The sequence below is a fragment of the Streptomyces sp. Da 82-17 genome, from assembly GCF_046098215.1.
In the GTDB taxonomy this organism is placed as follows: Bacteria; Actinomycetota; Actinomycetes; order Streptomycetales; family Streptomycetaceae; genus Streptomyces.
Genome location: NZ_JBJURH010000003.1, coordinates 177101 through 200991, shown reverse-complemented (window position 1 = coordinate 200991; position 23891 = coordinate 177101). Strand labels below are relative to the sequence as shown.

Below are 23891 nucleotides of genomic sequence, written 5' to 3'. Positions count from 1 at the left end.
ACCGCCCGGGGCGCCGGCCGGGACCCGCCGGGGGCGGACGTCGGGACCCGCCGCGGGCGGAGGTGATGGTTCCGCTTAAGGTCGGCCGTATGCGATTCCAGGCCGAGGCCCTCCTCTTCGACAACGACGGCACCCTGATCTCCTCCATGGAGTCGGTCCACCGCTGCTGGCGCCGCTGGGCCGAGGAGCACGGGATCTCCGCCGCCGACTTCGAGCGGGTCGAGCTGCACGGCCGCCCCGCCGTCGAGATCATCGCCGAGCTGCTGCCCGAGGAGCGGATACCCGCCGCCCTCGAGCGGATCGAGCAGCTGGAGGTCGAGGACGTGCCCGGCGGCGTCGTCCTGCTGCCCGGCACCAAGGAACTCCTCTCCGCCCTGCCCCGCGACCGCTGGGCCGTCGTCACCTCCGCCACCCGCCCGCTCGCCGAGGCCCGGCTGCGCGAGGTCGGTGTCGACTTCCCCGCGATGGTCGCCGCCGACGACATCACCCGCGGCAAGCCCGACCCCGAGCCGTTCCTGCTGGCCGCCGAGCGCCTCGGCGTCGACCCGGCCCGCTGCGTCGTCTTCGAGGACGCGCCCGCCGGGCTCGCCGCGGGCCGCGCCGCCGGCATGCGGACCGTGGCGTTGACCACAACGCACACCGCGGCCGAGCTCGCCGCCGACGTCGTCGTACCCGACCTCTCCGCGGTGTCCGCGCAGGCCATCGACGGTGGCGTGGAGATCGTCACCGCCGGCTGAGAACCCCGGAGCCGTCCGGACAGCGGGCGCATGCGTCCCGCTATTCGGACAGCTCTGATCGGCTCGTACGGCTGTCTGCTTTACTGGTCCGCATGACCACGACGAGCTACCGCACCCCTGCGACCGAGGCGAACGCCACGCCCGGTGCTCGTTGTATGTGTCGAATGTGCGCCTTCTGAGGGCCCCCGCACCCCCGCCTCGCGCCCCGAAGCGAGCCTCCTGAGCCGTGTCCGCGCAGCACCCCCGAGCGGAACGAGCCCCGCCCCGCGCACGCGTTACTCCCCTCGGTTCCCCCGTGCCCCGTACGAGAACCGTGCCCGGCTTCCGAAGAAGAATGCCCCGTGCCCGGCGCGCACCCCGCGCCCGCACTCGACAGTGACGGAAACCCCAGTGATCACCACTTCCGGCCTGACCAAGGTCTACCGCTCACGCGGTCGTGAAGTAACCGCACTCGACGGCGTCGATCTGCACGTGCGCGAGGGGGAGGTGTACGGCGTCATCGGCCAGTCCGGCGCCGGCAAATCCTCGCTGATCCGCTGCGTCAACCTCCTGGAGCGCCCCAGCTCCGGCACCGTGACGGTCGACGGCGTCGACCTCACCGCCCTCGCCGGCCGCGGCACCCGCGCCGGCAAGGAACTGCGCCAGGCCCGCAGCCGTATCGGCATGGTCTTCCAGCACTTCAACCTGCTGTCCTCGCGGACCGTGCAGGACAACATCGAGCTCCCCCTGGAGATCCTCGGCGTCAGCGGTCGCGAACGCTCCCGCAAGGCCCTCGAACTCCTCGACCTCGTCGGCCTCTCCGACAAGGCCAAGAGCTACCCCGCCCAGCTCTCCGGCGGCCAGAAGCAGCGCGTCGGCATCGCCCGCGCCCTGGCCGGCGACCCGAAGGTGCTGCTCTCCGACGAGGCGACCAGCGCCCTCGACCCGGAGACCACCCGCTCGATCCTGCAGCTGCTCCGCGACCTCAACCAGCAGCTCGGCCTGACCGTCCTGCTGATCACGCACGAGATGGACGTCGTCAAGACCGTCTGCGACTCGGCCGCCCTGATGGAGCGCGGGCAGATCGTGGAGTCCGGCACCGTCAGCGAACTCCTCGCCACCCCCGGCTCCGAACTCGCCGCCGCCCTCTTCCCGGTCAGCGGCGAGGTCACCGGCGACGACCGCACGGTCATCGACGTCACGTTCCTCGGCGAGGCCGCCACCCAGCCGGTCATCTCCACGCTCTCCCGCACGTACAACATCGACATCTCGATCCTGGGCGCCGCGATGGACACCGTCGGCGGCAAGCAGGTCGGCCGGATGCGGATCGAACTGCCCGGCCGGTACGAGGAGAACGTCGTGCCCATCGGCTTCCTGCGCGAGCAGGGGCTGCAGGTCGACGTAGTGGGCCAAGGCGGCGTCGACGCGCCGCAGCTCGTGAAGGAAGGGGTCGCCAAGTGACCTGGTCTCAGATGCAGCCCCTGCTGGAGCAGGCCTGTCTGGACACCCTCTACATGGTGGGCTGGTCCACGCTCATCGCCGTCGTCGGCGGACTGCCGCTCGGTGTGCTCCTCGTCCTCACGGACAAGGGCGGCCTGCTGCAGAACACCGTCGTGAACAAGGCCATCGGGCAGGTCGTGAACATCGCCCGCTCGATGCCCTTCATCATCCTGATGGTCGCCCTGATGGGCTTCACCCGCGCCGTCGTCGGCACCACCATCGGCGTGGAGGCCGCGATCGTCCCGCTCGCCGTCGGCGCCATCCCGTTCTTCGCGCGCCTGGTCGAGACGGCCGTGCGCGAGGTCGACCACGGTCTCGTCGAGGCCGTGCAGTCGATGGGCGGCAACACCTGGACCGTCGTACGCAAGGTCCTCGTGCCCGAGTCGCTGCCCTCGCTGATCTCGGCGACCACCACCACGATCGTCGCCCTCATCGGCTACTCGGCGATGGCCGGCACCGTCGGCGCGGGCGGCCTCGGCGACATCGCGATCCGCTACGGCTACCAGCGCTTCGAGTCCAGCCTGATGTGGATCACCGTCGCCGTCCTCGCCGTCGTCATCTCGCTCATCCAGTTCGCCGGCGACAGCGGCGCCCGGGTCCTGCACCGCCGTGCGGGCAAGGGCGGCGAACCGCTCCGCTTCCGGGCGTTCACCGGCCTGAAGGCGGGCGGCCCCGCCACCGCCGAGGCGACCGCCACGGCCGGGTCCTCGGCCAAGTCCGGCTGACCCGTTCCCGCTTCCCCGTGCAACCGACGGGGTGCACCACCGCACCACCCATGGAGAAAGGCACTTTTCGTGCGTAACACCACCAAGATCACCGCAGCTGTCCTCACCACCGGCGCCCTCGCCCTCGGCCTGACCGCCTGCGGCGGCGGGGACGAGAAGGCCAAGGCCTCCGACCCGCTGATCGTCGCCGCGACCCCCGTCCCGCACGCCGAGATCCTGAACTACATCAAGGACAACCTGGCGGCGAAGGAAGGCCTCAAGCTCGAGGTCAAGGAGTTCACGGACTACGTCCAGCCGAACCAGGCCACCGAGGACGGCTCCGTCGGCGCCAACTACTTCCAGACCCAGCCGTACCTCGAGGACTTCAACAAGAAGAACGGCACCCACCTCGAGTCCGTCGCCACGGTCCACCTGGAGCCGCTCGGCCTCTACTCCGAGAAGGTCAAGAAGGCCGACGACCTGAAGAAGGGCGCCACCGTCGCCCTTCCCAACGACGCCGACAACGAGTCCCGCGCCCTGCGCTTCCTGGCCGCCAACGACCTCATCACCCTGAAGAAGGGCTCCGAGGCCACCGCGACCCCGCAGGACATCGCGAAGAACCCGAAGGACCTCCAGTTCAAGGAGGTCGAGGCCGCGCAGACCCCGCGTTCCCTCAAGGACGTCGACGCCGCGGTGATCAACGGCAACTACGCCATCGGCGCCGACCTCAAGCCGGCCAAGGACGCGCTGTTCCTGGAGACCACCAAGGGCAACGACTACAACAACGTCCTCGCCGTCACCGAGGGCAACGCGGACGACCCGCGCGTGAAGAAGCTCGCCAAGCTGCTGACGTCGCCCGAGGTGAAGAAGTTCATCGAGGACAAGTACGCCGGCTCCGTCCTGCCCTCCTTCTGAGCCCCCTCGGAACCGGGAACACGGAACCGCCATGCGCAAGCACACCCTGCCGCTCGCCGTCCTCGCCGGAGCCCTCACGCTCGGCCTGACGGCCTGCGGCGCGGGCGGCTCGGGCGCCGGCTCCGACGACAAGAGCGGCCCGCTCGTCGTCGGAGCCACCCCGACCCCCGCCGGTGAAGTCCTCACGTACGTACAGCAGAAGCTGGCGAAGAAGGCCGGACTCGAGCTGGAGATCAAGGAGTTCACGGACTACGTCCTGCCGAACACCGCGCTCCAGGACGGCACCCTCGGCGCCAACCTGTACCAGCACAAGCCCTACCTGGACGACTTCAACGAGTCCAAGGGCACCACGCTGGCCCCGGTGGTCGAGGTGTACCTGCCGCCCATGGGCCTCTACTCCGAGACGGCGCAGCGCCCCGGCGAGCTGAAGAAGGGCGCCACGATCGCCCTGCCCAACGACACCACCAACGAGGGCCGGGCGCTCGAACTCCTCGCGTCCGAGGGCCTGATCGAGCTGAAGAAGGACGCGGGCGCCGACGCGAGTCCCGAGGACATCGCGAAGAACCCCAAGGGCCTCACCTTCAAGGAGATCGAACCGGCCCAGCTGCCGCGCTCGTTGAAGGACGTCGACGCGGCCGTCATCAACAACAACTACGCCCTCGACGCCGGGCGCAGCCCCAAGAAGGACGCCATCCTCCTGGAGTCCGTCGAGGACAACCCGTACAACAACGTCCTCGCCGTCAAGAAGGGCGACGAGGACGACCCGAGGGTCAAGAAGCTCGCGAAGCTGCTGACTTCGCCCGAGGTGCAGAGGTTCATCGAGGACAAGTACCAGGGCTCGGTCCTGCCGGTCACCGGCAACTGACGCCCCGGCCAGGAGCACCTGACAAACCCTCACGTAACACGGGGCCCGTACCTGCCCAGGTACGGGCCCCGTCGTGCGGCGCGGTGGGTGCATGCTGCATGCTGGGCACTTCGGCAGCAGACCAGCAGTGGTTCGGCGGCAGACCAGTAGTGACGGAGCGGCACGATGACGACGGCCAACTCGATGTTCCCGGACATCTCCATCAGCACGGAACGCCTCGTGCTGCGCCCGTTCGAGGAAGCGGACGTCGACGGCCTCACCGACATGATGAACGACGAGCACGTCGTCGCCTGGACCACCGCCCCCCAGCCGTACACCGAGTCCGACGCCCGCGCCTGGGTCACCGAACTCGCCCCCGCCGAGCGCACCGAGGGCCGCGGCATCGTCTTCGCCGTCACCGAGTTCCTCACCCAGCGCCTCGTCGGCATCGTGCACCTGCAGCACACCGACTGGCGCGTCCGCTCCTCCGAGATCGCGTACGTCGTCGCCCCCTGGGCCCGCGGCGAGGGATACGCCTCCGAGGCCGCGCTCGCCGTCACCCAGTGGCTCTTCCGCGACCAGGGCTTCGAGCGCCTCGAACTGCGCACCGCCGCCGACAACGTCGCCTCCCAGCAGGTCGCCCAGAAGATCGGCTGCATCAGCGAGGGCATCCTCCGCGGCGCCTGCATAGCGCGTACGAGAGACGACAACGGCGACTGGAACGACACCCGCACCGACCTCATCGTCTGGAGCCTGCTCCCCGAGGACCTCGACGGCATCGCCGACCAGCTCGCCGAGGCCTCCGGGTACACCGCGTTCTCCGAGTGGAACTGACCCGGGGGGTGTCTCCCCGCCCGGCCCCGCCCGGGACCGGACCGGTTCGCTCCGCACCCACCAGGTACGCTCACGATGCCCGGCCGGTCCGCACGACCGCCGGCCACCCCACTGACGAGCTGCGAGAACCCCCAGGAGACTGACGACGATGGCCGACCGGGTCACGGTGATCGGCTGGGACGGTTCGCCCCTCACGGACGCGGCACGCTCCGCCCTCGGCGCCGCGACCCTCGTGGCGGGCGCCGCCCACCACCTGGCACTGCCCGAGGTCCCCGCCGGCGCCGAACGCATCCGGCTCGGCAGCGTCTCCCTCGCCGCCCGCCGCATCGCCGCCCACCGCGGCACGGCCGTCGTCCTCGCCGACGGCGACCCCGGCTTCTTCGGCGTCGTACGCACCCTCCGCGCCCCCGAACACGGCCTGGAGGTCGAGGTCGTGCCCGCGGTCTCCTCCGTCGCCCAGGCCTTCGCCCGCGCCGGGATGCCCTGGGACGACGCGCAGATCGTCGTCGCCCAGAGCCGCACCCTGCGCCGCGCCGTCAACGTGTGCCGCGCCCACACCAAGGTCGCCGTCCTCACCTCGCCGGGCGCAGGACCGGCCGAACTCGCCCTGCTCCTGCAGGGAGTGCACCGCACCTTCGTCGTCTGCGAGGAGCTCGGCACCGACCGCGAACGCGTCTCCGTGCTCACCTCCGACAAGGCCGCCGACGTCACCTGGCGCGACCCCAACGTCGTCATCGTCATCGGCGGCCCCGCCGACCGCGAGCACGCCTGGATCGCCGGCCGCGACCCCGCCGCCCGCCCCCGCGGCTGGGCCCTGCCCGCCTCGGCCTACGGCCACGAGCCGCTCGGCGAGGGCGAGAACGACCGGCTCCGCGCGGCCCAACTCGCCCGCCTGGGCCCGCGCGTGGGCGACCTGGTCTGGGACATCGGCTGCGGCAGCGGCGCCTTCGCCGTCGAGGCCGCCCGGTTCGGCGCCGCCGTCATCGCCGTCGACGAGGACATCGAGGCCTGCGCCCGCACCGACAGGGCCGCCCGCCGCTTCGGCGTCCCGCTGCAGATCAACCGCGGCTCCGCCCCCCACGTACTGGAGGACCTGCCCGAGCCGGACGTCGTACGCGTCGGGGGCGGCGGCGCCGCCGTCGTCTCGGCCGTCGCCGACCGCAGGCCGCAGCGGATCGTCACCCACGCCGCCACCCGCGACGAGGCCGAGCTGATCGGCCGTGACCTCACCGAGCACGGCTACGCGGTGGAGTGCGCGCTCCTGCAGACCGTCGAACTCGACACGCGCGTCTGGACGGAACGCGAACGCGCGGTCGCCTTCCTGATCTGCGGAGAGTTGGAAGCCCGCGGCGAGTCGCCCCGCTGACGACGGGTACCGGGTGGTATCGCGCCCCGTGACCGTACGGCCCCGCTGCGCGCGGTAGGCTGGCCGATCGTTGTACTGCTCCCGGACGTTCGTCGGTTCGTACGTCAATGTCCGGTAAGCGCGCCCGGTTTGAGGCGTGTGCGGTACGGCGGGGATCGGAGGACGCGCGACGTGGCGTAGTCCACAGCGGGCCGTGGCGGATCTTGGCGACACGGCGGTGGTCCGACCGCGACAATGCCTGAGGCGTCAGCACGCCGAGGGCGGGACGCGGCCGTTCCGTGCCGCGCGGCGCGCACGCTCGTTCTTGTCCATGGGCGGTTGCCGCCGCCAGGGGCGAGCCGGCCGAAGGAGAACGACCGATGGGCGAGGGGTACGCATGACCGACACCGGCCAGGTTCCGGGCGAGGGACTGCCGGAGGGCGCAGGCACGGTGGACCAGCCGGGCGTCGTTCCCGCACCCGGCGCGTACACCTACCTCGACCCCGCCGCAGCCCCCGCCGAGGACGACGACCTGCTGTTCATGCCGGGCGCCCAGGGCGCCTGGACGGAAGGCCAGCCGGGGTACGCCCCGGAGGCCGCGGGCTACGAACAGGCCCCGGCCGCCGCCGAGTCGATCCCGTACGAGCAGGCCCCGCAGGGCGTCGGCGGACTGCAGCCGGAGCAGGTTCCGGGTGCGCCGACGGCCGGTCAGGGCGTGCCGCAGGACGCGCAGTACGAGGCGGCCGTGGCGCAGCAGACGCCTGCTCAGCCCGCCCAGGCCGCCCAACAGGCCGCCGCCCAGCAGGCCGTGGGGCAGGAGGCGATCGGGCAGGAGGCCGTGGCACACGTGCCCGGTGCGCACGAGATGTCCGGCCGCGACAGCGGTTCCGTCAACCTCTCCGACGTACGACTGCCCGGCCCCGCCGAGGCGCAGCAGCACGCCGGTACGCACGCCGTCGCCCACGCCGGTACGCACGCCGGTACGCATGGTGGGCAGCAGCCCGTCGCCGCGGCGCAGGCCCACGGCAACGGCCGCCGCCCGCTGCACATGGGCCCGCCCACGCCCGCCGCCGCGAGCCCGGTCCGCTCCCTCGCCGACCGCGGCCCGGCCACCACGCCGCCGCAGCCGATGCAGGTCCAGGCCCAGGCCCAGATGCCGGACTCGGGGCAGACGCTCGCCGGCCCTGAGTACCTGGACGTGCCGCGCGCCGAGAACGGCGTACCGCAGGGCCAACAGCTCGGCGAGATCCCGCTCCAGGGCGCGGTGCCGTGGTCCCCGCAGCCGCCGCAGGCCCAGTACGAGAGCGGCGCGCCGCAGCCCGTTCCGGGCACGGAGTCCCAGGTCGGACCCGCCCACGGTGCAGAAACGGTCGTCCCGGACGGCCCGCAGAACTCGGGCGTTCCGGGCGCGACTCCGGGTTCCCCCGAGGGCGCTGCCGGTGAACTGCCCGCCGAGGCGGTCGAGAGCGCGGCACCCCAGGGTCCGGCGGCGTCCGGTGAACTGCCTGCGGAGGCGCAGCCGGTCGGGCAGTTCGTCCCGGTCGAGGGCGTCATCCCGTCCACCCCGCACCTCGCTCCGACCCCGCCGCAGCCGCTGCGCATCCCGCAGGAGGAGGTCGCGGCCCCGGAGCAGGGCCCTGCGGCGGAGCAGCAGGAGCCGGAGGCCGAGCAAGGCGGGCCGGTCGACCAGGCAGTCGCCGAACAGCCGGTCGGCGAACAGCCCGTGGCCGAGCAGCCCGTTGCCGCCGCGGCCGAGCAGCCCGCGGAGGCCGACGACGAGGCGGTCGTGGTCCCCGCACCCCGCGACGGCGAGAGCGCGCAGCCCGCCGCCGCGGCAACCCCCCAGCACGTGCACGAAGCGGAAGCCGAGACAGAGATCAAGACCCAGCCCGCCACCGAACCCGAGGCCGCGGCCGAGGCCCCCGGCGAAGGCGACCCGACGGCAGCCGAGACCCCGGAGCAGACCGCCCCCGAGCAGGCCGCTGCCGCCGACCAGCCCGCCCCCGAGCCGGAGACCGCTCCGGAGACCGCTCCGGAACCGGAAGCCGAGGCTCAGCCCGAGGCCGTCGAAGCCCAGGCCGAAGCCGAAGCCCCCGCCGAGCCCGCCGAGCCCGCTCAGGCCGAGCCCGAAGCGGCCCAACTGCCGCAGTCCGAGCCGCAGTCCGAGGCCGAGCAGGCCCCCGTGCCCGCCCAGCCGACCGGGGCCACGGACGTCGAGGCCACCGAGGCGACCGAAGCCACGGACATCAACGACCTCGTGGAGGTCACCGAGGCCGACGCCCCGCAGGCCCCCGTACAGCCCGAGGCCGTACGGCCCGAAGCCGTACAAGCCGAGACCGTCCCTGCCGACGCAGCCCAGGCCGAGGCCGTACAGCCCGAGCCCGCCGCCGCAGCCCCCGAGGCCGCGCAGGCGGACGACGCGGCCGTGGCCGAACCGGCCGAGCAGCCCCGACTCGCCCCCGAGGCCCGGCCGACGGCCGAACCGTCGGCCGAGCAGTCCGAGGCCTCCGGCGAGGCCCCGGCCGACGTGCCCGCCGCCCCGCCCGCGCCCGCGTACGACGAGGCCGAGCGGGAGGCCGTGCTGCGGGTCATGCGGGAGCGGCGGGACATCCGCAACGGCTTCCGCAACGACCCGATTCCGCACGAGGTCCTGCTCCGCGTCCTGGAGGCGGCCCACACGGCGCCGTCCGTCGGGCACTCGCAGCCCTGGGACTTCGTCGTCATCCGGTCCGCCGAGACCCGGCGCACGATGCACGAACTGGCCATGCGCCAGCGCGAGGCGTACGCCAAGTCCCTGCCCAAGGGCCGCGCCAAGCAGTTCAAGGAACTGAAGATCGAGGCCATCCTCGACACCCCGGTGAACATCGTCGTCACCGCCGACCCCACCCGCGGCGGCCGCCACACCCTCGGCCGGCACACCCAGCCGCAGATGGCCCCGTACTCCTCCGCGCTCGCCGTCGAGAACCTGTGGCTCGCCGCCCGCGCCGAGGGCCTCGGCGTCGGCTGGGTCAGCTTCTTCGACGAGCGCGAGATGGTCCGCACCCTCGAACTGCCCGAGCACCTGGAGGTCGTGGCGTACCTCTGCGTCGGGTACGTCGACGAGTTCCCGGACGAGCCCGAGCTGATGCAGGCCGGCTGGTCCAAGCGCCGCCCGCTGTCGTGGGTCGTGCACGAGGAGACGTACGGCCGCCGCGCGCTGCCCGGCGAGGAGCCGCACGACCTGCTCGCCGAGACCGTCGCCAACATCCGCCCGCTGGACGCCAAGGCGCTCGGCGAGGCGTGGGAGCGGCAGAAGCGGATGACGAAGCCCGCGGGCGCGCTCGGCATGCTGGAGATCATCTCCGCGCAGCTGTCCGGCCTCTCGCGGATGTGCCCGCCGCCCATCCCGGAGCCCGCCGCCGTGGCGATCTTCGCGGGCGACCACGGGGTGCACGCGCAGGGCGTCACGCCCTGGCCGCAGGAGGTCACCGGCCAGATGGTCGCCAACTTCCTGGGCGGCGGCGCGGTCTGCAACGCGTTCGCGAACCAGGTCGGCGCCGAGGTCTGCATCATCGACGTGGGCGTCGCCTCCGACCTGCCCGCCACCCCCGGGCTGCTGCCCCGCAAGGTCCGCGCCGGCACCGCCGACATGACCACCGGGCCCGCGCTCACCCGCGAGGAGGTCAAGGAGGCCATCGAGGTCGGCATCGACACCGCCCGCGACCTCGTGGCCGCCGGCAACAAGGCGCTGCTCACCGGTGAGATGGGCATCGCCAACACCACCGCGTCCGCCGCCCTGATCTCGGTGTTCACGGGCGTCGACCCGGCCGAGGTGACCGGCCGCGGCACCGGCATCAACGACGAGACCCTCGCCCGCAAGACCGATGTCGTACGCCGCGCCCTGGAGCTGCACCAGCCCGACCCGGCCGACCCCATCGGCGTCCTCGCGGCGATCGGCGGCCTCGAACACGCCGCGATGGTCGGCCTGTTGCTGGGCGGCGCCTCGCTGCGCACCCCGGTGATCCTCGACGGCGTCAGCGCCGGGGCCGCCGCCCTGGTCGCCCGCGCCATCGCCCCCGAGGTGCTCGCCGCGTGCATCGCCGGGCACCGCAGCGCCGAGCCCGGCCACGTGGCCGCGCTCAACAAGCTGGGCCTGCGCCCCCTCGTCGACCTCGACCTGCGCCTCGGCGAGGGCACGGGCGCGCTGCTCGCCCTGCCCGTCGTGCAGTCGGCGGCCCGGGCCATGCACGAGGTGGCGACGTTCGACTCGGCGGGCGTCACCGAGAAGTAGCACCACGCCCGCGGGCCCGGGTCCCTGTTCCGCAGGGGTCCGGGCCCGCTTGCGGTCCCGTAACGGCCGGGCCTCGGGGAAAGCGCCCGCCGGCCCTCGCCGTAGAGTGGACCCGCACCACGAATCCCCACGTCAGACCCGTGCCGCTCCACCGCCGCAGCGGCGCACGCCCTCCGCACCAGGAGCCGCAGCACATGGCTGAACACCCCGCCTACCCCGTAGGACTCCGCCTCTCCGGCCGCCGCGTGGTCGTACTCGGCGGCGGTCAGGTCGCCCAGCGCCGCCTCCCGGCCCTGATCGCGGCGGGCGCCGACGTCCACCTCGTGTCGCCGTCCGCGACCCCGTCGGTCGAGGCGATGGCCGACGCCGGCGAGATCACCTGGCACCGGCGTCCGTACGCGGCCGGGGACCTCGCCGACACCTGGTACGCGCTGATCGCCACCAGCGACCACGCCGCCAACGAGGCCGCGTCCGCCGAGGGCGAGGCGAACCGCGTCTGGTGCGTGCGCTCCGACGACGCCGCCGCGGCGACCGCCTGGACCCCGGCCACCGGCCACTCCGACGGTGTCACCGTGGCCGTGCTCGGCGACTCCCCGGACCCGCGCCGCACCGCCGCCATCCGCGACACGGTCGTCGAGGGCCTGCGCGACGGCACCCTCGTCGCCCCGCACCACCGCCCGCACACGCCGAGCGTCGCCCTCGTCGGCGGCGGGCCCGGCGACCCGGACCTCATCACGGTCCGCGGCCGTCGCCTGCTCGCCCAGGCCGACGTGGTGATCGCCGACCGGCTCGGGCCGCGCGACCTGCTCAACGAACTCCCGCCGCACGTCGAGGTGATCGACGCGGCGAAGATCCCGTACGGCCGGTTCATGGCGCAGGAGGCGATCAACAACGCGCTGATCGAGCACGCCAAGGCCGGCAAGGCCGTCGTCCGGCTCAAGGGCGGCGACCCGTTCGTCTTCGGGCGCGGCATGGAGGAGGCGCAGGCGCTCGCCGAGGCCGGGATCGCCTGCACCGTCGTGCCGGGCATCTCCAGCTCCATCAGCGTGCCGAGCGCGGCGGGCATCCCGGTCACGCACCGCGGCGTCGCGCACGAGTTCACCGTCGTCAGCGGGCACGTGGCGCCCGACGACGAGCGCTCCCTGGTCGACTGGGCGGCCCTCGCCCGGCTCCGCGGCACCCTCGTCGTCCTCATGGGCGTCGACAAGATCGGCAAGATCGCCGAGGCCCTGATCGCCCACGGCCGTGCCCCCGAGACCCCCGTCGCCCTCGTCCAGGAGGGCACGACCGCGTCCCAGCGCCGCGTCGACGCCACCCTCGGCACGGTCGGCGAGAAGGCGAAGGCCGAGGACGTGCGGCCGCCCGCCGTCATCGTGATCGGCGAGGTCGTGGGCGTCGGCGTCCCGGCGAAGCCGGAGGCGTGACCCGGGCGCCCCGGGCCTGACCTCGGCGGAGCCCGGGGCGTGACCTCGGCCGAGTCCGGGGCGTGACCTCGGCCGAGTCCGGGGCGTGCCCCGGCGAACCCTCGATCTGTAACCTCGGGTAACACAATTCTCCCGAGCCGTTGGCACCACCCCCTGGACAAGGCAGTATCACCCTGTGGCTGATCTCATCACCGTCGACGACCCCGACGACCCGCGCCTGAGCGACTACATCGGACTGACCGACGTCGAGCTGCGCCGCCGCCGCGAGCCCGCCGAGGGCCTGTTCATCGCCGAGGGCGAGAAGGTCATCAGACGCGCCCGGCACGCCGGTTACGAGATGCGGTCCATGCTGCTCTCGGCCAAGTGGGTCGACGTGATGCGCGACGTCATCGACGAGGTCCCGGCCCCCGTGTACGCGGTCAGCCCGGACCTCGCCGAACGCGTCACCGGCTACCACGTGCACCGCGGCGCCCTCGCCTCCATGCAGCGCAAGCCGCTCCCGACCGCCGCCGAACTCCTCGCCGACGCCCGGCGGGTGGCCGTCATGGAGGCGGTCAACGACCACACCAACATCGGCGCGATCTTCCGCAGCGCCGCCGCCCTCGGCATCGACGCGGTCCTGCTCTCCCCGGACTGCGCGGACCCGCTGTACCGCCGCTCCGTCAAGGTGTCCATGGGCGCTGTCTTCTCGGTGCCGTACGCGCGGCTCGAAGCCTGGCCGAAGAGCCTGGAGTCGGTCCGCGAGGCCGGCTTCAAACTGCTCGCCCTCACCCCGGACGAGAAGGCCTCGACCCTCGACGACCTCGCCCCGCACCGCATGGACCGGGTCGCCCTGATGCTGGGCGCGGAGGGCGACGGCCTCTCCCGCCAGGCCCTGATCGCGGCCGACGAATGGGTCCGCATCCCGATGGCCCACGACGTCGACTCCCTCAACGTGGGCGCGGCCGCCGCGGTCGCGTTCTACGCGGTGACGACGGGCCGCCCGCAGGCCTGAGGACGTACGACGCAGGGCCCAACGCCCCGTACCCGCCCGGAGGTTGGGTCCGGGGCGTACCGCTTACGCGAGTTGCTCACGGGGCGGAGCCGAGGGACCGCGCGTCCGTCGCGGCGGCCGCCGTGGTCACCGCGCCCTGCGGGGAGCTCTGCTCCAGGCCGCGCGCCGGACCCTGACAGCCCTGCGCGGCGGCGATGCCGAGCGCCACGAGCAGCGTCACGACCACGAACACGATCAGCCGCTGCCGCAGCAGCCGCGGATTCGCGGGCCCGCGGCGCCCGGTGCTCGTCGTCCGCGGCGGCGCCGTACGCCCGCCGTTGCTGCGCGGCGCGGGCCTGCTCCCGGAACGCCCGCCCGTACGCGGCGGAGCCGTGCGCCTTCCCGTGCCGTTCGTGCGGGACGGCGGGGGAGTGCCGGGGGCCCGGCGGGTGCGCTGCGCGGCGTGCTCGGCGGTGCGGTCACGGTCACGGTCGCGGTCCTGGCGGGTGTCGGCCAGGCGGCCCGTGGAACGCTCGGCGCCCTGCCGGTCGGGGGTGCGCCGGGGCGCGGGCGGACGCGTGTCCACCGCGCCGAGCCCCTGTGCCTCGCGGGCCGCGATCTCCTTGAGCCGCAGCGACAGTTGGAGCGTGCTCGGCCGTTCCTCCGGGTCCTTCGCGAGGCAGGCCCGCACCAGCGGAGCCAACGCGTCCGGCACCCCGGCGAGCTGCGCCTCCTCGTGCACCACGCGGTACAGCATCACCTCGGAACTGCCGTGCCCGAACGGCGAGTCACCCATCGCGGCGTACGCGAGCGTCGCCCCCAGCGAGAACACGTCCGTCGCCGGGGTCACCGCCGCCCCGCGCACCTGCTCGGGCGCGAGGAAGCCGGGCGAGCCGACCGCCGTGCCCACGTGCGTGAGCGTGGACGCGCCGGTCGCCCAGGCGATGCCGAAGTCGATGATCCGCGGGCCCTTCGGCGACAGCAGGATGTTGGACGGCTTCAGGTCCCGGTGGACCACCCCGGCCTCGTGCACCGCGACCAGGCCCTCCGAGAGCGCCGAGCCCACCGAGGCCACCTCGGCCGCGGTCAACGGGCCGTCCTCCGCCACCTTGTCGTGCAGCGAGGGGCCCGGAACGTACTGCGTCGCGAACCACGGGCGGTCCGCCTCCAGGTCGGCGGCGACCAGGCGGGCCGTGCAGCCGCCCCTGATCCGGCGCGCGGCGGACACCTCGCGCGCGAACCGCGAGCGGAACTCCTGGTCCTCCGCGAGATCGGGCCTGATCACCTTGAGGGCGACCCGCTGCCCGCGCCGGTCCGAACCGAGGTAGACGACACCCATGCCGCCCGCGCCGAGCCGCCGGTGCAGCCGGAACGAGCCGACGACACGCGGATCCTCGCGCCGGAGCCGCATCATCGCCATCCGAATCCCTGCCGCCTCGTCGCCCTGTTGCCTGACCAATTGACGTGCCACAGCTTACGTTTCCGCGCCCGCGTGCGCTCATAGGCCGCGCCTTCACGGCCCGGTCGATTGTCAGTGCCGGGTGGGAAACTCGGAGCGTGGTCAGGAGAGTTGGCCGCCGGGGCCGTCACGCCCCCAGCGGACTTCAACGCACCGTCGCACAAGGGGGATTGACGCCATGAAGGGTGACCGAGTCGAGATAGTGGTCGACGCCGGCGACACGACGAGGACGTACGAGGTGGTGGCGAGCCGGGCCGGACGCCGGGTCGAGACCACCGTCCGCAGAGGAGTGGTCGAAGTGAGCGAAGTCACGCGCAACGGCACACCTGTCCGCACGGCCCGCTTCATGGCGGCCCGCGTCCTGGCCCTGGTCGAACAGCCCGTCCCGCGCGAGGACACCGCCGAGACGTGAGCCCGCTCCGGGAGACGCCCCCTCCGGGAGAACCCCAGGTCCTAGTCCCCGGTCTCCACCCTGGGGAGTAGGAGGAGCAGCACCGGGTCATCCTGCGGGAGGCCCGGCAATCGGTACGAGGGCATGACGCCCGCGGCCGCGCGCGCCCCTAGATTTGAGGTCAAGCGGCGGGTGCAGCACTCGTCCCCCGAGGTCAAGCACTCGCCGCTGCCGAGACGACAGGAGAGGAACCATGGCGGACACGGCAGCGCGGAGTCTCCTCCGCACGCAGGGACGCAGGGCTTACGCCGCGTTCGGCGGCCGCCGTTCCGGCACCCGTCACCCCCTGGTGGCGACGGCCATGGTGCTTCCCCTGGCGGCCCTGCTCGTAGTCGCCTTCGGCGGCTGGGAAGCGGTGGTCGTGCAAGCGTCGTCCGTGGGCGCGATGCTGGGGCGCTGAGCGGCACCCCAGGCCCGGAAGAGCGGTCCGGGCGGGGACATCCGGCCATGAAACCCCGTGGGGACGGGGGTGCGGCGGACGGCACCGAATGCCCGCGCAGCTGGGGAGCTGCGCGGGCATTTTCCTGCCCGGGATCGGTCGGCCGCGCCCCGGCAGCGGATCGGGGAACTGCGCGAGCGGCCCCGGCGAAAGCCGCAGCCGAAAGAGGTTCCGTCGCAGACGCCGAGCGGCGCGGGCACCGCCAAGCCGACCGGGAGCCGATCACCGCCGGAGGCCGTCACCGCCGGAGGCCGTCACCGCCGGAGGCCGTCAGGAAGGGGCGGGTAGGCGAACAGCCCCGCACGCCCGCCCCAGGCCGCAGCGTAGGCTCGCAGACGGCGCGCTCGTGCCGGATCGCGCGCCGTTCGATGCGCCAACACAGGGGGAGCCGTGAGCAGTTCCGTCACGCGGGCGCTGACCGCCACCGTCAGGGCCGCCGCCCACGGCCCGCACGCCGAGTGCGCCTGCCCCGCGAGCCCCGCCGTCCTCGCCGACCGCGCCGACGGCACCGTCGTACGCCACGGCCGCACCGTCGCCAAGGCCCACGCCCCGGACGCCGACCGCACCGCACTCGCCGCCCGCCTCGCCGTCGCCGCCCACCCCGCGCTCGCCGAAGTCCTGCTCGCCCCGCTCGACCTCCCCGCGACCGAACTCGACGGCCGCCCGGTCACGTTCTGGCCGCACGGCGACCCCGTCGACCCCGACGCCCCGCAGGCCGCACCCTGGGAAGAGGCCGGCGCACTCCTCGCCCGCCTGCACGCCACCCCCGTCGACGCCCTGCCCGGGCCCCTGCCGCCGATGCGCGGACCGCACAAGGCCGCCCTCGCCGTCGACCGGATGCGCCGCGCCCGCCCGCCCGAGCAGGTCGCCGCCGTCGTCGAACGCGCCTGGTCCGCCCTGCCGCCCTGGGCCCGCGCCGAGGGGTCCCCGCCGGGCCCGCCCCGCCTCTGCCACGGCGACCTGCACCTCGGCCAACTCGTCCGCCACCCCGCCCTGTACGGCCCGTGGCTGCTCATAGACGTGGACGACCTGGGCCTCGGCGACCCGGCCTGGGACCTTGCCCGCCCCGCGTCCTGGTTCGCGGCGGGCCTGCTCGCCCCCGAGGACTGGCTGCGCTTCCTCGACGCCTACCGCGCGGCCGCCGGCCCGGCCGTCCCGTACGACGGCGACCCCTGGCCCGCGCTCGACGTGCCCGCGCGGGCCCTGACCGTCCAGACCGCCGCGCTCGCCGTGGCCAAGGCGACCGCCGCCCGCCGCGAGCTCGACGACGCGGAGCTGGCGCTGCTGGAGGCCTGCGACCGGATGGCCTGCGTCCCGGCCCAGTTGCCCGACCAGGCCGCCAAGTAGGGTTCCCGGCAAGGCAACCGGGCACCGGCCCCGGTGAAGCAGTCCCGACCGGCGAGGAGTTGAGCCGACGATGCAGTGTCCCAAGTGCCGCGCACCCATGCAGACGTACAACCGCAACGGCGTCCAGATCGAGCAGTGCAACGGCTGCCGGGGAATCTTCCTCGACTACGGCGAGCTGGAGGCCCTGACCCGCCTCGAGTCGCAGTGGGCCCAGCAGGCCCCGCCGCCCGCCGCACCGCCCGCGGCCCCGGCCCCCGCGCCGCAGCCCTACCCCGCCGCGCAGCCCCCGGCCTGGGGCGCCCCGCAGCACGGCGGCCACCACGGTCACCACGGCCACCACGGCCAGTACCGGCACAAGAGCTTCGGCCGGATGCTGTTCTCCTCCTGAGGCGCACACGAAGAAGCCCCCGGCCGAGCGGCCGGGGGCTTCTTCGATCTGTGGACGATACTGGGATTGAACCAGTGACCTCTTCCGTGTCAGGGAAGCGCTCTCCCGCTGAGCTAATCGTCCTCGGGACCACGATCCGAAGGCCGTGGGCACTGCGTGCGCGATACTGGGATTGAACCAGTGACCTCTTCCGTGTCAGGGAAGCGCTCTCCCGCTGAGCTAATCGCGCGGGGCCCGTGAAGCGTACCGGAGTACCGGGCAGTGGACGATACTGGGATTGAACCAGTGACCTCTTCCGTGTCAGGGAAGCGCTCTCCCGCTGAGCTAATCGTCCTTGGAGGTGGAGACGGGATTTGAACCCGTGTAGACGGCTTTGCAGGCCGTTGCCTCGCCTCTCGGCCACTCCACCAGGAGCGTAGGGGTTCGGGAAGATCCCCCACATCCGAGCGAACGACCGGGTTCGAACCGGCGACCTCAACCTTGGCAAGGTTGCGCTCTACCAACTGAGCTACGTTCGCGTGTCTTTTCCGTTCCGCTTGCGCGTCCCGGCGACGTGTTGAACTCTAGCGGATTCCGGGGCCAGTACAAAAACGCGTTTGCGCAGCGTGCTGCGCTGCCACCGGCCCGGGGCAGGTTCCGGCACGCCGCCATAGACTCACAGCCGTGCACAACGCCCCGTCGACGTTCGCCCCGATGGCACGTTTCGGCAGCCTGCTGGCCACCGACCTGCGTGACGTCACCAGCGATCCCACCGCCCTCGACTCCGCCGGCTTCTGGGCCGTGACCGCGGACTTCGAAGGCCGCCTCGTCTGCGCCCGCTTCGACCGCGTACGCGAGGAGCCCGTCCCGCTGCCCGTCCCCGGCCGCTGGCACGGGCCCGCGGCAGGCGACTGGACGAGCTCGCTCGACCGCGCCGCGTACACGGCAGGCGTACGCCGCATCCGCGAGCACATCGCGGCCGGCGAGGTCTATCAGGCCAACCTCTGCCGCGTGCTCTCCGCGCCGCTGCCGCAGGACGCCGACCTGGACGCCCTCACCGCACTGCTCGCCCAGGGCAACCCCGCCCCGTACGCGGGCACGATCCGGATCCCCGAGCACGGCGTGGAGATCGCCACGGCCTCGCCCGAGCTGTTCCTGCGCAGGCGCGGCAACGTCGTCGAGTCCGGGCCGATCAAGGGCACCGGGAAGACCGAGGCCGACCTGCTCGACAAGGACCACGCCGAGAACGTGATGATCGTCGACCTGGTCCGCAACGACCTGGGCCGCGTCTGCGCCACCGGCTCCGTGACCGTGCCCGAACTGTGCGTCGTCGAGAAGCACCCCGGGCTCGTGCACCTGGTGTCGACGGTGCGCGGCGAGATAGCAGAGGGCGCCGGCTGGCCGGAGCTGCTCGCGGCGACCTTCCCGCCCGGCTCCGTCACCGGCGCCCCCAAGTCCAGCGCCCTGCGGATCATCGAAGCCCTGGAGACCGCGCCCCGCGGCCCCTACTGCGGCGGCATCGGCTGGGTCGACGCGGACCGCGGCACCGGTGAACTGGCCGTCGGCATCCGCACGTTCTGGGCCGACCGGGCCGAGGGCGTGCTCCGCTTCGGCACCGGCGCCGGCATCACGTGGGGCTCCGACCCCGAACGCGAGTGGCGTGAGACCGAGCTCAAGGCATCCCGACTGCTCGCGGTAGCGTCGGGAACGTACGACGCACTGGGAGGAAGCCGCACGTGAAGATCTGGCTGAACGGCGGGCTGCAGGAGCTCGATGCCGCACGCGTATCCGTCCTCGACCACGGACTGACCGTGGGCGACGGGGTGTTCGAGACCCTCAAGGCGCAGGACGGGCGGGCCTTCGCGCTCACCCGCCACCTCGACCGCCTGGCCCGCTCCGCGCGCGGACTCGGCCTGCCCGAGCCCGACCTCGACGAGGTGCGCCGCGCCTGCGCCGCCGTGCTCGAGGCCAACCCGATGCCGCTCGGCCGCCTCCGCGTCACGTACACCGGGGGCCTCTCGCCGCTCGGCTCGGACCGCGGTGACCAGGGCCAGACCCTCGTCGTCGCGCTCGGCGAGACCGTCCGCCGGCCGGACAGCACCGCGGTGATCACCGTCCCCTGGACGCGCAACGAACGCAGCGCGCTCGCGGGCCTGAAGACCACCTCGTACGCGGAGAACGTCGTCGCGCTCGCGCGGGCGCACGAGGGCGGTGCCAGCGAGGCGCTGTTCGGGAACACGGTCGGGCAGCTCTGCGAGGGCACCGGGTCCAACGTCTTCGTCGTGCTGGACGGCGAGATCCACACCCCGCCGGTCGCCTCCGGCTGCCTCGCCGGGATCACCCGCGCCCTGGCCGTCGAGTGGACCGGCGCGCGCGAGACGGACCTGCCGCTGGACGTCCTCGACCGCGCCGACGAGGTGTTCCTGACGTCCACGCTCCGCGACGTCCAGGCCGTCCACCGCGTCGACGGCCGTCAACTCCCGGGCGCCCCGGGCCCGGTGACCGCCAAGGCCATGCGGATCTTCGACGAGCGCTCGGGCGCCGACCTGGACCCGTGAGCCGGACCGGCCCGTCCGAAATCGGGTGACGACGGGCCCGACAGCCGGGTAGAAACCCGGTGATGACCACGACCCTGCGGCCGACCGGGCCGATCCAGCGCGATACGGACGGAGTGCGTTCACGCACCTACCAGGTGTGCGTGAACAGCCGCCCCGTGGGCACCGTCGAGCTCGCCACGCACCCCGTCTTCGGCCCCACCGTGGGCCACGTCCGGTACCTGGCGATCGACGAGCCGGACCGGCGCCGCGGCCGCGGCACGGTCGCCGCGCTCGCCGCCGAGGAGGTGCTGCGCGGCTGGGGCTGCACCCGCGTCGAGGCGGCGGTCCCGGCCGCGGCCCCGGCGGCCCTCGGCCTTGCCACGGCCCTCGGGTACGTGGAGCGCAACCGCCGCATGGCCAAGCCGCTCCAGCCCTCCGGCCCGCCCGCACTCCCGCCGGGCAGCGAGCCCCGCCCGATGTCCGAGGCCGAGTACGAACCGTGGCTGGCCCAGGCCAAGGAGTCGTACGCGCAGACCTGGATGGACCGCGGCGTCCCCGAGGAGCAGGCCCGCGCCAAGTCGGAGGCGGACCACGCCCGCAGCCTGCCCGACGGCCCGGCCAGCCCCGGCATGCGCCTGCGGGTCCTCGCGCACGAGGGCACGGACGTCGGCGTGCTCTGGCTCGCGCTGCAGGAGGACGGCGCGTTCGTCTTCGACGTCGAGGTGTACGAGCAGCACCGCGGCCACGGGCACGGGCGCGCCCTGATGCTCCTCGCCGAACGCGAGGCGGCCGACGCGGGCGCGGCGACCATCGGCCTCAACGTCTTCGCGGGCAACACCCCGGCCCTGCGCCTGTACGAGTCGCTGGGCTACGAGCCGCTCTCGTACTACCTCTACAAACCCCTGCTCTGAGCCGGTCCGGGGGTGCTGCGTCAGCCGGCGAGCAGCCGGTCGACGATCTCCTCGATCCGCTCCCGCAGCCCCTCCTGACTCTTCCCGCCGTCGAGCCGCTGCCCGTCGATCACGTACGTGGGGGTGCCGGTGACGCCGATCGCCTTGCCCTCGGCCTGGTCGGCGTCGACGATCAGGATGTGCCGGCCGTCGATCAGCGCGGTGTCCAACTCCTCGGCGTCCAGGCCGAGTTCGCGGGCCACGTCGACGAGCACCGACTCGCCCTTGCGGTCCAGCTCGTCGACCCGCGCGAGCACGGCCTCCACGTACGGCCAGGCCTGGCCCTGCTCGGCGGCTTCCTCGGCGGCCTGAGCGGCGGCGAAGGCGTGCTTGTGCTTCTCCAGCGGGAAGTGCCGCAGGCGGACGTCGAGCCGGTCGCCGTAGCGGGCGCGCAGGGCGCGGATGTCGTCGAGGGCGGTGCGGCAGTCGGGGCACTGGAGCTCGCACCAGACGTCGAGGACGGGGCGGGCGGAGGCGTCGAGGGGAGAGGTGTCGCTCATGGGGGACAGTCTCACAGGAGTGCCGCGAGGCCCCCAACCCGGACCTGACCCGGACTCGACCCCGAGCTCCGGGGGCGCCCGACCCCGAGATGTCCCTGAGGTCCGCCCGGACCGTGGCCCCGGGGTCCCGCGTCGGTGCACGATGGAGTCAGAACCTGACCCCTGGGCAGCCAGCTGGAGGACCGGATGCTTGCCGAGACCATCTGTTCCGCCGTGTCCGCGGCCGGCCTGGGCATCGCCGCGATCACCGCGTACCGCAAGCGCTTCCTGACCGCGACGCGCATCGCGGCGTACTCACTGGTGCCGATCGGCCTGGTCCTGACCGGGGTCGTCGAGTGGGTCGCCGAGCTGGTCTTCAAGCCCAGCACCTGGATCGGCTTCGGCGTGCTCGGGCTCGCCTGGCTGCTGTTCATGACGACGCGTGCGGTGGAGCGGCGCCGCGGACGCGGAGCGGTGGAGTCCGCCGGTCCGGACGCCGTCGCCCCGCAGGCCTCCGCCCCGTCGCTCGGCGCGGGCCGTACGCCGACGGCCGCGCCGAAGCGCAAGGACAGACAGCCCGAGGCCGCCCCCGCGGACGACTTCTCGGACATCGAAGCGATTCTCAAGAAGCACGGCATCTGAGAGCTGCCGCGAAAGACCACGTGATCCGGCGAACTCCCGCTCGTGCCGGGCGTGTTGATCCTGCCCCCGCGGTGCCCTGCGCCATCATCGCCGCGAGATGCAGGAAACACCCCGGGGCCAGGCCCCCGCACCCACGTCCGAGCCGCGAGGCTGCCTCTTCGCGCTCTCCCAGCCGCCCCTGATGATCTTCCTCGGGGTGGTCGGCTGTCTCCTCCTGGCGGCGGCGATGCACGACCTGTACTTCTTGTGACCCCGCGCCCGAGCCGCGGCCCGGGCGCGGGCGAGGTCGGGGTCGGGGTCGGGGCGCGGCCCCGCGCCGTGGGACGCGCGCCCGTCAGCCCGCCGCGGCCTCCTTGCGCCGGGCCCGGTACGCGGCGACGTGCAGCCGGTTGCCGCAGGTGCGGCTGTCGCAGTAGCGCCGGGACCGGTTCCGCGACAGGTCGACGAAAGCGTGCTGGCAGTCCGGCGCCTCGCACCTGCGCAGCCGCTCCTGCTCACCGGCGACGATGAAGAACGCGAGCGCCATCCCGCCGTCGGCGGCGAGATGGTCGGCGACGGAGGCGCCGGGCGCGAAGTAGTGCACGTGCCAGTCGTAGCCGTCGTGGTCGGTGAGCCTCGGGGTGGTGCCGGCGGCGGCGACCAGGTCGTTGATGACCTTCGCCGCGGCCCGCGGATCGGCCGCCGCGAACACCTCGGCGAACCGGCCGCGCACGCCCCGGACCGCCGCCAGGTCGTCCTCGGTGAGCCGCCCGACGTCGCTGATGGCGTGCGTCCGTACGAACGCGTCGAGGGCCGCGACGTCCCCGAGGCCGTCGGGGCCGTCGTCCTCCGGCGCGGAGTTCACCAGCGCGCACACCGCTTCGAGCGCGCATCGGGTGTCGTGGGTGATCAGCACGAATCGCTCCCTGGCCTTGAGTCGGGCGGGCGCCCGCTGATGCCCGCCGATGCTAGGGCCTCTCGGGCGGGCCGTGCCGGAGACCCTAGCGGCTCGACTCGAACACGGTCGGCGCCGCCGCTGTGGGCGAACCCACGGCGACGGCGCCGATGACTGCCGGTATGCGGTTGTCGGGGCCCGCGCCGTCTCCCCGAGTCGGACGGCTGCGGGCTGCTTGTTCGTCGGGCCTCGTCAGCTCTCGGCGAGGATGTGTGAGAGCTCCGTGTCGAGGTCGAAGTGACGGTGTTCGGTGCCGGGTGGCACCGCTGCGTCCGTCCGCTTGAGGAAGGACTCCAGGGCCCGCGCCGGGGCCTCGAGCAGAGCCTCGCCCTCCGGGGAGCTCAGGGCGATGCAGACGACGCCCTGACCGTGACTGCGCGACGGCCAGACTCGGACGTCGCCGGTTCCTGTGGGCCTGTGCAGGCCCTCGGCGAGAAGGTCGCGGGCGAAGACCCACTCGACCGTCTCTTCGGCTCCGGTGTGGAAGGTGGCGTGCACGGCGTAGGGATCGGCCGTGTCATACCGCAGTCCTGCGGGTACAGGGAGTGAGGACTCGCTCGACACAACGAGGCGCAGGTGCAGCTCGCAGCTGACCGTGGTGTTCATAAGCGCCAGGGCCTTTCGCTCAGTGTGCGCTCGGGGATTCGCACGTCGGCGAAATCGACATGCCACCTACGGTGCCGTTGTAAACCCCTCTGAGGGATTTGAGCGGCTTTCGGTAGCTCGTACAGCCGTCGGGCTGTTCGTTCATGCGTCCATTC

Annotated in this window: 23 protein-coding genes and 5 tRNA genes; 19 read left to right on the top strand and 9 right to left on the bottom strand. The window is 73.2% G+C overall.

Annotated elements, in window-relative coordinates; translation table 11 throughout:
• Positions 1–89 precede the first annotated feature (89 nt).
• From ACIDOF_RS06370 to ACIDOF_RS06325, 10 genes are all read left to right on the top strand, one after another.
• Positions 90–737, top strand: coding sequence for an HAD-IA family hydrolase (locus tag ACIDOF_RS06370; RefSeq protein ID WP_409004707.1), 648 nt, complete (start codon positions 90–92; stop codon positions 735–737).
• Positions 738–1127: 390 nt separating this feature from the next.
• Positions 1128–2177 carry a methionine ABC transporter ATP-binding protein gene (locus ACIDOF_RS06365; protein WP_409004706.1) on the top strand — a complete coding sequence of 350 codons (1050 nt, stop codon included), beginning with the start codon at positions 1128–1130 and terminating at the stop codon, positions 2175–2177.
• Entirely contained in the window at positions 2174–2941 is a 768-nt protein-coding gene (locus tag ACIDOF_RS06360; RefSeq protein ID WP_409004705.1) for a methionine ABC transporter permease, read from the top strand. Before ACIDOF_RS06365 ends, ACIDOF_RS06360 begins: the two co-directional genes overlap by 4 nt.
• Before the next feature lie 69 nt (positions 2942–3010).
• Positions 3011–3835: a MetQ/NlpA family ABC transporter substrate-binding protein gene (locus ACIDOF_RS06355; RefSeq protein WP_409004704.1), complete on the top strand. Its 825-nt coding sequence runs from the start codon at positions 3011–3013 to the stop codon at positions 3833–3835.
• A gap of 31 nt (positions 3836–3866) precedes the next feature.
• Complete coding sequence (locus ACIDOF_RS06350; protein ID WP_409004703.1) at positions 3867–4700, top strand: MetQ/NlpA family ABC transporter substrate-binding protein; 834 nt, start codon at positions 3867–3869, stop codon at positions 4698–4700.
• 165 nt (positions 4701–4865) lie between these two features.
• Positions 4866–5513 carry a GNAT family N-acetyltransferase gene (locus ACIDOF_RS06345; protein WP_409004702.1) on the top strand — a complete coding sequence of 216 codons (648 nt, stop codon included), beginning with the start codon at positions 4866–4868 and terminating at the stop codon, positions 5511–5513.
• 148 nt (positions 5514–5661) lie between these two features.
• Positions 5662–6879 carry a precorrin-6y C5,15-methyltransferase (decarboxylating) subunit CbiE gene (cbiE, locus tag ACIDOF_RS06340; RefSeq protein ID WP_409004701.1) on the top strand — a complete coding sequence of 406 codons (1218 nt, stop codon included), beginning with the start codon at positions 5662–5664 and terminating at the stop codon, positions 6877–6879.
• A gap of 376 nt (positions 6880–7255) precedes the next feature.
• The gene (gene cobT / locus ACIDOF_RS06335) at positions 7256–11128 is read left to right on the top strand and encodes a nicotinate-nucleotide--dimethylbenzimidazole phosphoribosyltransferase (protein ID WP_409004700.1); all 3873 of its coding nucleotides are present in this window, start codon (positions 7256–7258) and stop codon (positions 11126–11128) included.
• Between the two features lie 194 nt (positions 11129–11322).
• On the top strand, positions 11323–12552 hold the full coding sequence (gene cobA, locus ACIDOF_RS06330; RefSeq protein WP_409004699.1) for a uroporphyrinogen-III C-methyltransferase: 1230 nt from the start codon (positions 11323–11325) through the stop codon (positions 12550–12552).
• A 175-nt stretch (positions 12553–12727) separates the two neighbouring features.
• Complete coding sequence (locus ACIDOF_RS06325; RefSeq protein ID WP_409004698.1) at positions 12728–13546, top strand: TrmH family RNA methyltransferase; 819 nt, start codon at positions 12728–12730, stop codon at positions 13544–13546.
• Between the two features lie 76 nt (positions 13547–13622).
• Here the strand turns inward: ACIDOF_RS06325 and ACIDOF_RS06320 are convergent, their stop codons facing one another.
• A complete protein-coding gene (locus ACIDOF_RS06320; RefSeq protein WP_409004697.1) occupies positions 13623–14945 on the bottom strand; it encodes a serine/threonine-protein kinase in 1323 nt (440 codons plus the stop codon).
• 217 nt (positions 14946–15162) lie between these two features.
• Here ACIDOF_RS06320 and ACIDOF_RS06315 point away from each other — a divergent pair, with 217 nt between their 5' ends.
• The 4 genes from ACIDOF_RS06315 (at position 15163) to ACIDOF_RS06300 (ending at position 17609) form a co-directional block, all read left to right on the top strand.
• Complete coding sequence (locus ACIDOF_RS06315) at positions 15163–15396, top strand: hypothetical protein (protein WP_409004696.1); 234 nt, start codon at positions 15163–15165, stop codon at positions 15394–15396.
• A 232-nt stretch (positions 15397–15628) separates the two neighbouring features.
• Positions 15629–15835, top strand: a complete 207-nt coding sequence (locus ACIDOF_RS06310; protein WP_409004695.1) for a hypothetical protein — start codon at positions 15629–15631, stop codon at positions 15833–15835.
• 429 nt (positions 15836–16264) lie between these two features.
• The gene (locus ACIDOF_RS06305; RefSeq protein WP_409004694.1) at positions 16265–17221 is read left to right on the top strand and encodes a phosphotransferase family protein; all 957 of its coding nucleotides are present in this window, start codon (positions 16265–16267) and stop codon (positions 17219–17221) included.
• A 70-nt stretch (positions 17222–17291) separates the two neighbouring features.
• Positions 17292–17609: a zf-TFIIB domain-containing protein gene (locus ACIDOF_RS06300; RefSeq protein WP_409004693.1), complete on the top strand. Its 318-nt coding sequence runs from the start codon at positions 17292–17294 to the stop codon at positions 17607–17609.
• 51 nt (positions 17610–17660) lie between these two features.
• Here ACIDOF_RS06300 and ACIDOF_RS06295 read toward each other — a convergent pair.
• The 5 genes from ACIDOF_RS06295 to ACIDOF_RS06275 form a co-directional block, all read right to left on the bottom strand.
• A tRNA-Val gene (locus ACIDOF_RS06295) sits at positions 17661–17732 on the bottom strand.
• A gap of 34 nt (positions 17733–17766) precedes the next feature.
• Positions 17767–17838 (bottom strand) — tRNA-Val (locus ACIDOF_RS06290).
• A gap of 33 nt (positions 17839–17871) precedes the next feature.
• A tRNA-Val gene (locus ACIDOF_RS06285) sits at positions 17872–17943 on the bottom strand.
• Between the two features lies 1 nt (position 17944).
• Positions 17945–18018: transfer RNA gene (locus ACIDOF_RS06280), tRNA-Cys, on the bottom strand.
• A gap of 36 nt (positions 18019–18054) precedes the next feature.
• Positions 18055–18127, bottom strand: a tRNA-Gly gene (locus ACIDOF_RS06275).
• A 175-nt stretch (positions 18128–18302) separates the two neighbouring features.
• Between ACIDOF_RS06275 and ACIDOF_RS06270 the strand changes: the two genes are divergently transcribed.
• The 3 genes from ACIDOF_RS06270 to ACIDOF_RS06260 all read left to right on the top strand — a co-directional run bounded on the left by ACIDOF_RS06270 (position 18303) and on the right by ACIDOF_RS06260 (position 21036).
• Positions 18303–19328, top strand: a complete 1026-nt coding sequence (locus tag ACIDOF_RS06270; RefSeq protein WP_409004921.1) for a chorismate-binding protein — start codon at positions 18303–18305, stop codon at positions 19326–19328.
• Positions 19325–20146 carry an aminotransferase class IV gene (locus ACIDOF_RS06265; RefSeq protein ID WP_409004692.1) on the top strand — a complete coding sequence of 274 codons (822 nt, stop codon included), beginning with the start codon at positions 19325–19327 and terminating at the stop codon, positions 20144–20146. Before ACIDOF_RS06270 ends, ACIDOF_RS06265 begins: the two co-directional genes overlap by 4 nt.
• A gap of 62 nt (positions 20147–20208) precedes the next feature.
• The gene (locus tag ACIDOF_RS06260) at positions 20209–21036 is read left to right on the top strand and encodes a GNAT family N-acetyltransferase (RefSeq protein WP_409004691.1); all 828 of its coding nucleotides are present in this window, start codon (positions 20209–20211) and stop codon (positions 21034–21036) included.
• Between the two features lie 20 nt (positions 21037–21056).
• On the opposite strand, the gene ACIDOF_RS06255 is transcribed toward ACIDOF_RS06260, so the two are convergent.
• Positions 21057–21575 carry a DsbA family protein gene (locus ACIDOF_RS06255; protein ID WP_409004690.1) on the bottom strand — a complete coding sequence of 173 codons (519 nt, stop codon included), beginning with the start codon at positions 21573–21575 and terminating at the stop codon, positions 21057–21059.
• Positions 21576–21761: 186 nt separating this feature from the next.
• On the opposite strand from ACIDOF_RS06255, the gene ACIDOF_RS06250 reads away from it, so the two are divergent.
• Both ACIDOF_RS06250 and ACIDOF_RS06245 read left to right on the top strand, forming a co-directional pair.
• Positions 21762–22196: a hypothetical protein gene (locus ACIDOF_RS06250; RefSeq protein ID WP_409004689.1), complete on the top strand. Its 435-nt coding sequence runs from the start codon at positions 21762–21764 to the stop codon at positions 22194–22196.
• A 97-nt stretch (positions 22197–22293) separates the two neighbouring features.
• Positions 22294–22446, top strand: coding sequence for a hypothetical protein (locus ACIDOF_RS06245; RefSeq protein WP_409004688.1), 153 nt, complete (start codon positions 22294–22296; stop codon positions 22444–22446).
• Positions 22447–22530: 84 nt separating this feature from the next.
• On the opposite strand, the gene ACIDOF_RS06240 is transcribed toward ACIDOF_RS06245, so the two are convergent.
• Positions 22531–23091, bottom strand: coding sequence for a CGNR zinc finger domain-containing protein (locus ACIDOF_RS06240; protein WP_409004687.1), 561 nt, complete (start codon positions 23089–23091; stop codon positions 22531–22533).
• Positions 23092–23322: 231 nt separating this feature from the next.
• Positions 23323–23736 carry an SsgA family sporulation/cell division regulator gene (locus tag ACIDOF_RS06235; protein ID WP_003959770.1) on the bottom strand — a complete coding sequence of 138 codons (414 nt, stop codon included), beginning with the start codon at positions 23734–23736 and terminating at the stop codon, positions 23323–23325.
• Between the last annotated feature and the right edge of the window lie 155 nt (positions 23737–23891).

Excerpts from the sequence above, each read along its gene's own strand:
- ACIDOF_RS06345 (WP_409004702.1), top strand. The coding sequence starts at position 4,866 with ATGACGACGGCCAACTCGATGTTCCCGGACATCTCCATCAGCACGGAA.
- ACIDOF_RS06255 (WP_409004690.1), bottom strand. The coding sequence starts at position 21,575 with ATGAGCGACACCTCTCCCCTCGACGCCTCCGCCCGCCCCGTCCTCGAC.
- ACIDOF_RS06245 (WP_409004688.1), top strand. The coding sequence starts at position 22,294 with ATGCAGGAAACACCCCGGGGCCAGGCCCCCGCACCCACGTCCGAGCCG.
- ACIDOF_RS06300 (WP_409004693.1), top strand. The coding sequence starts at position 17,292 with ATGCAGTGTCCCAAGTGCCGCGCACCCATGCAGACGTACAACCGCAAC.
- cobT (WP_409004700.1), top strand. The coding sequence starts at position 7,256 with ATGACCGACACCGGCCAGGTTCCGGGCGAGGGACTGCCGGAGGGCGCA.
- ACIDOF_RS06270 (WP_409004921.1), top strand. The coding sequence starts at position 18,303 with ATGGCACGTTTCGGCAGCCTGCTGGCCACCGACCTGCGTGACGTCACC.
- ACIDOF_RS06260 (WP_409004691.1), top strand. The coding sequence starts at position 20,209 with ATGACCACGACCCTGCGGCCGACCGGGCCGATCCAGCGCGATACGGAC.
- cobA (WP_409004699.1), top strand. The coding sequence starts at position 11,323 with ATGGCTGAACACCCCGCCTACCCCGTAGGACTCCGCCTCTCCGGCCGC.
- ACIDOF_RS06320 (WP_409004697.1), bottom strand. The coding sequence starts at position 14,945 with ATGGCGATGATGCGGCTCCGGCGCGAGGATCCGCGTGTCGTCGGCTCG.
- ACIDOF_RS06315 (WP_409004696.1), top strand. The coding sequence starts at position 15,163 with ATGAAGGGTGACCGAGTCGAGATAGTGGTCGACGCCGGCGACACGACG.
- ACIDOF_RS06250 (WP_409004689.1), top strand. The coding sequence starts at position 21,762 with ATGCTTGCCGAGACCATCTGTTCCGCCGTGTCCGCGGCCGGCCTGGGC.
- ACIDOF_RS06370 (WP_409004707.1), top strand. The coding sequence starts at position 90 with ATGCGATTCCAGGCCGAGGCCCTCCTCTTCGACAACGACGGCACCCTG.
- ACIDOF_RS06350 (WP_409004703.1), top strand. The coding sequence starts at position 3,867 with ATGCGCAAGCACACCCTGCCGCTCGCCGTCCTCGCCGGAGCCCTCACG.
- ACIDOF_RS06310 (WP_409004695.1), top strand. The coding sequence starts at position 15,629 with ATGGCGGACACGGCAGCGCGGAGTCTCCTCCGCACGCAGGGACGCAGG.
- cbiE (WP_409004701.1), top strand. The coding sequence starts at position 5,662 with ATGGCCGACCGGGTCACGGTGATCGGCTGGGACGGTTCGCCCCTCACG.
- ACIDOF_RS06235 (WP_003959770.1), bottom strand. The coding sequence starts at position 23,736 with ATGAACACCACGGTCAGCTGCGAGCTGCACCTGCGCCTCGTTGTGTCG.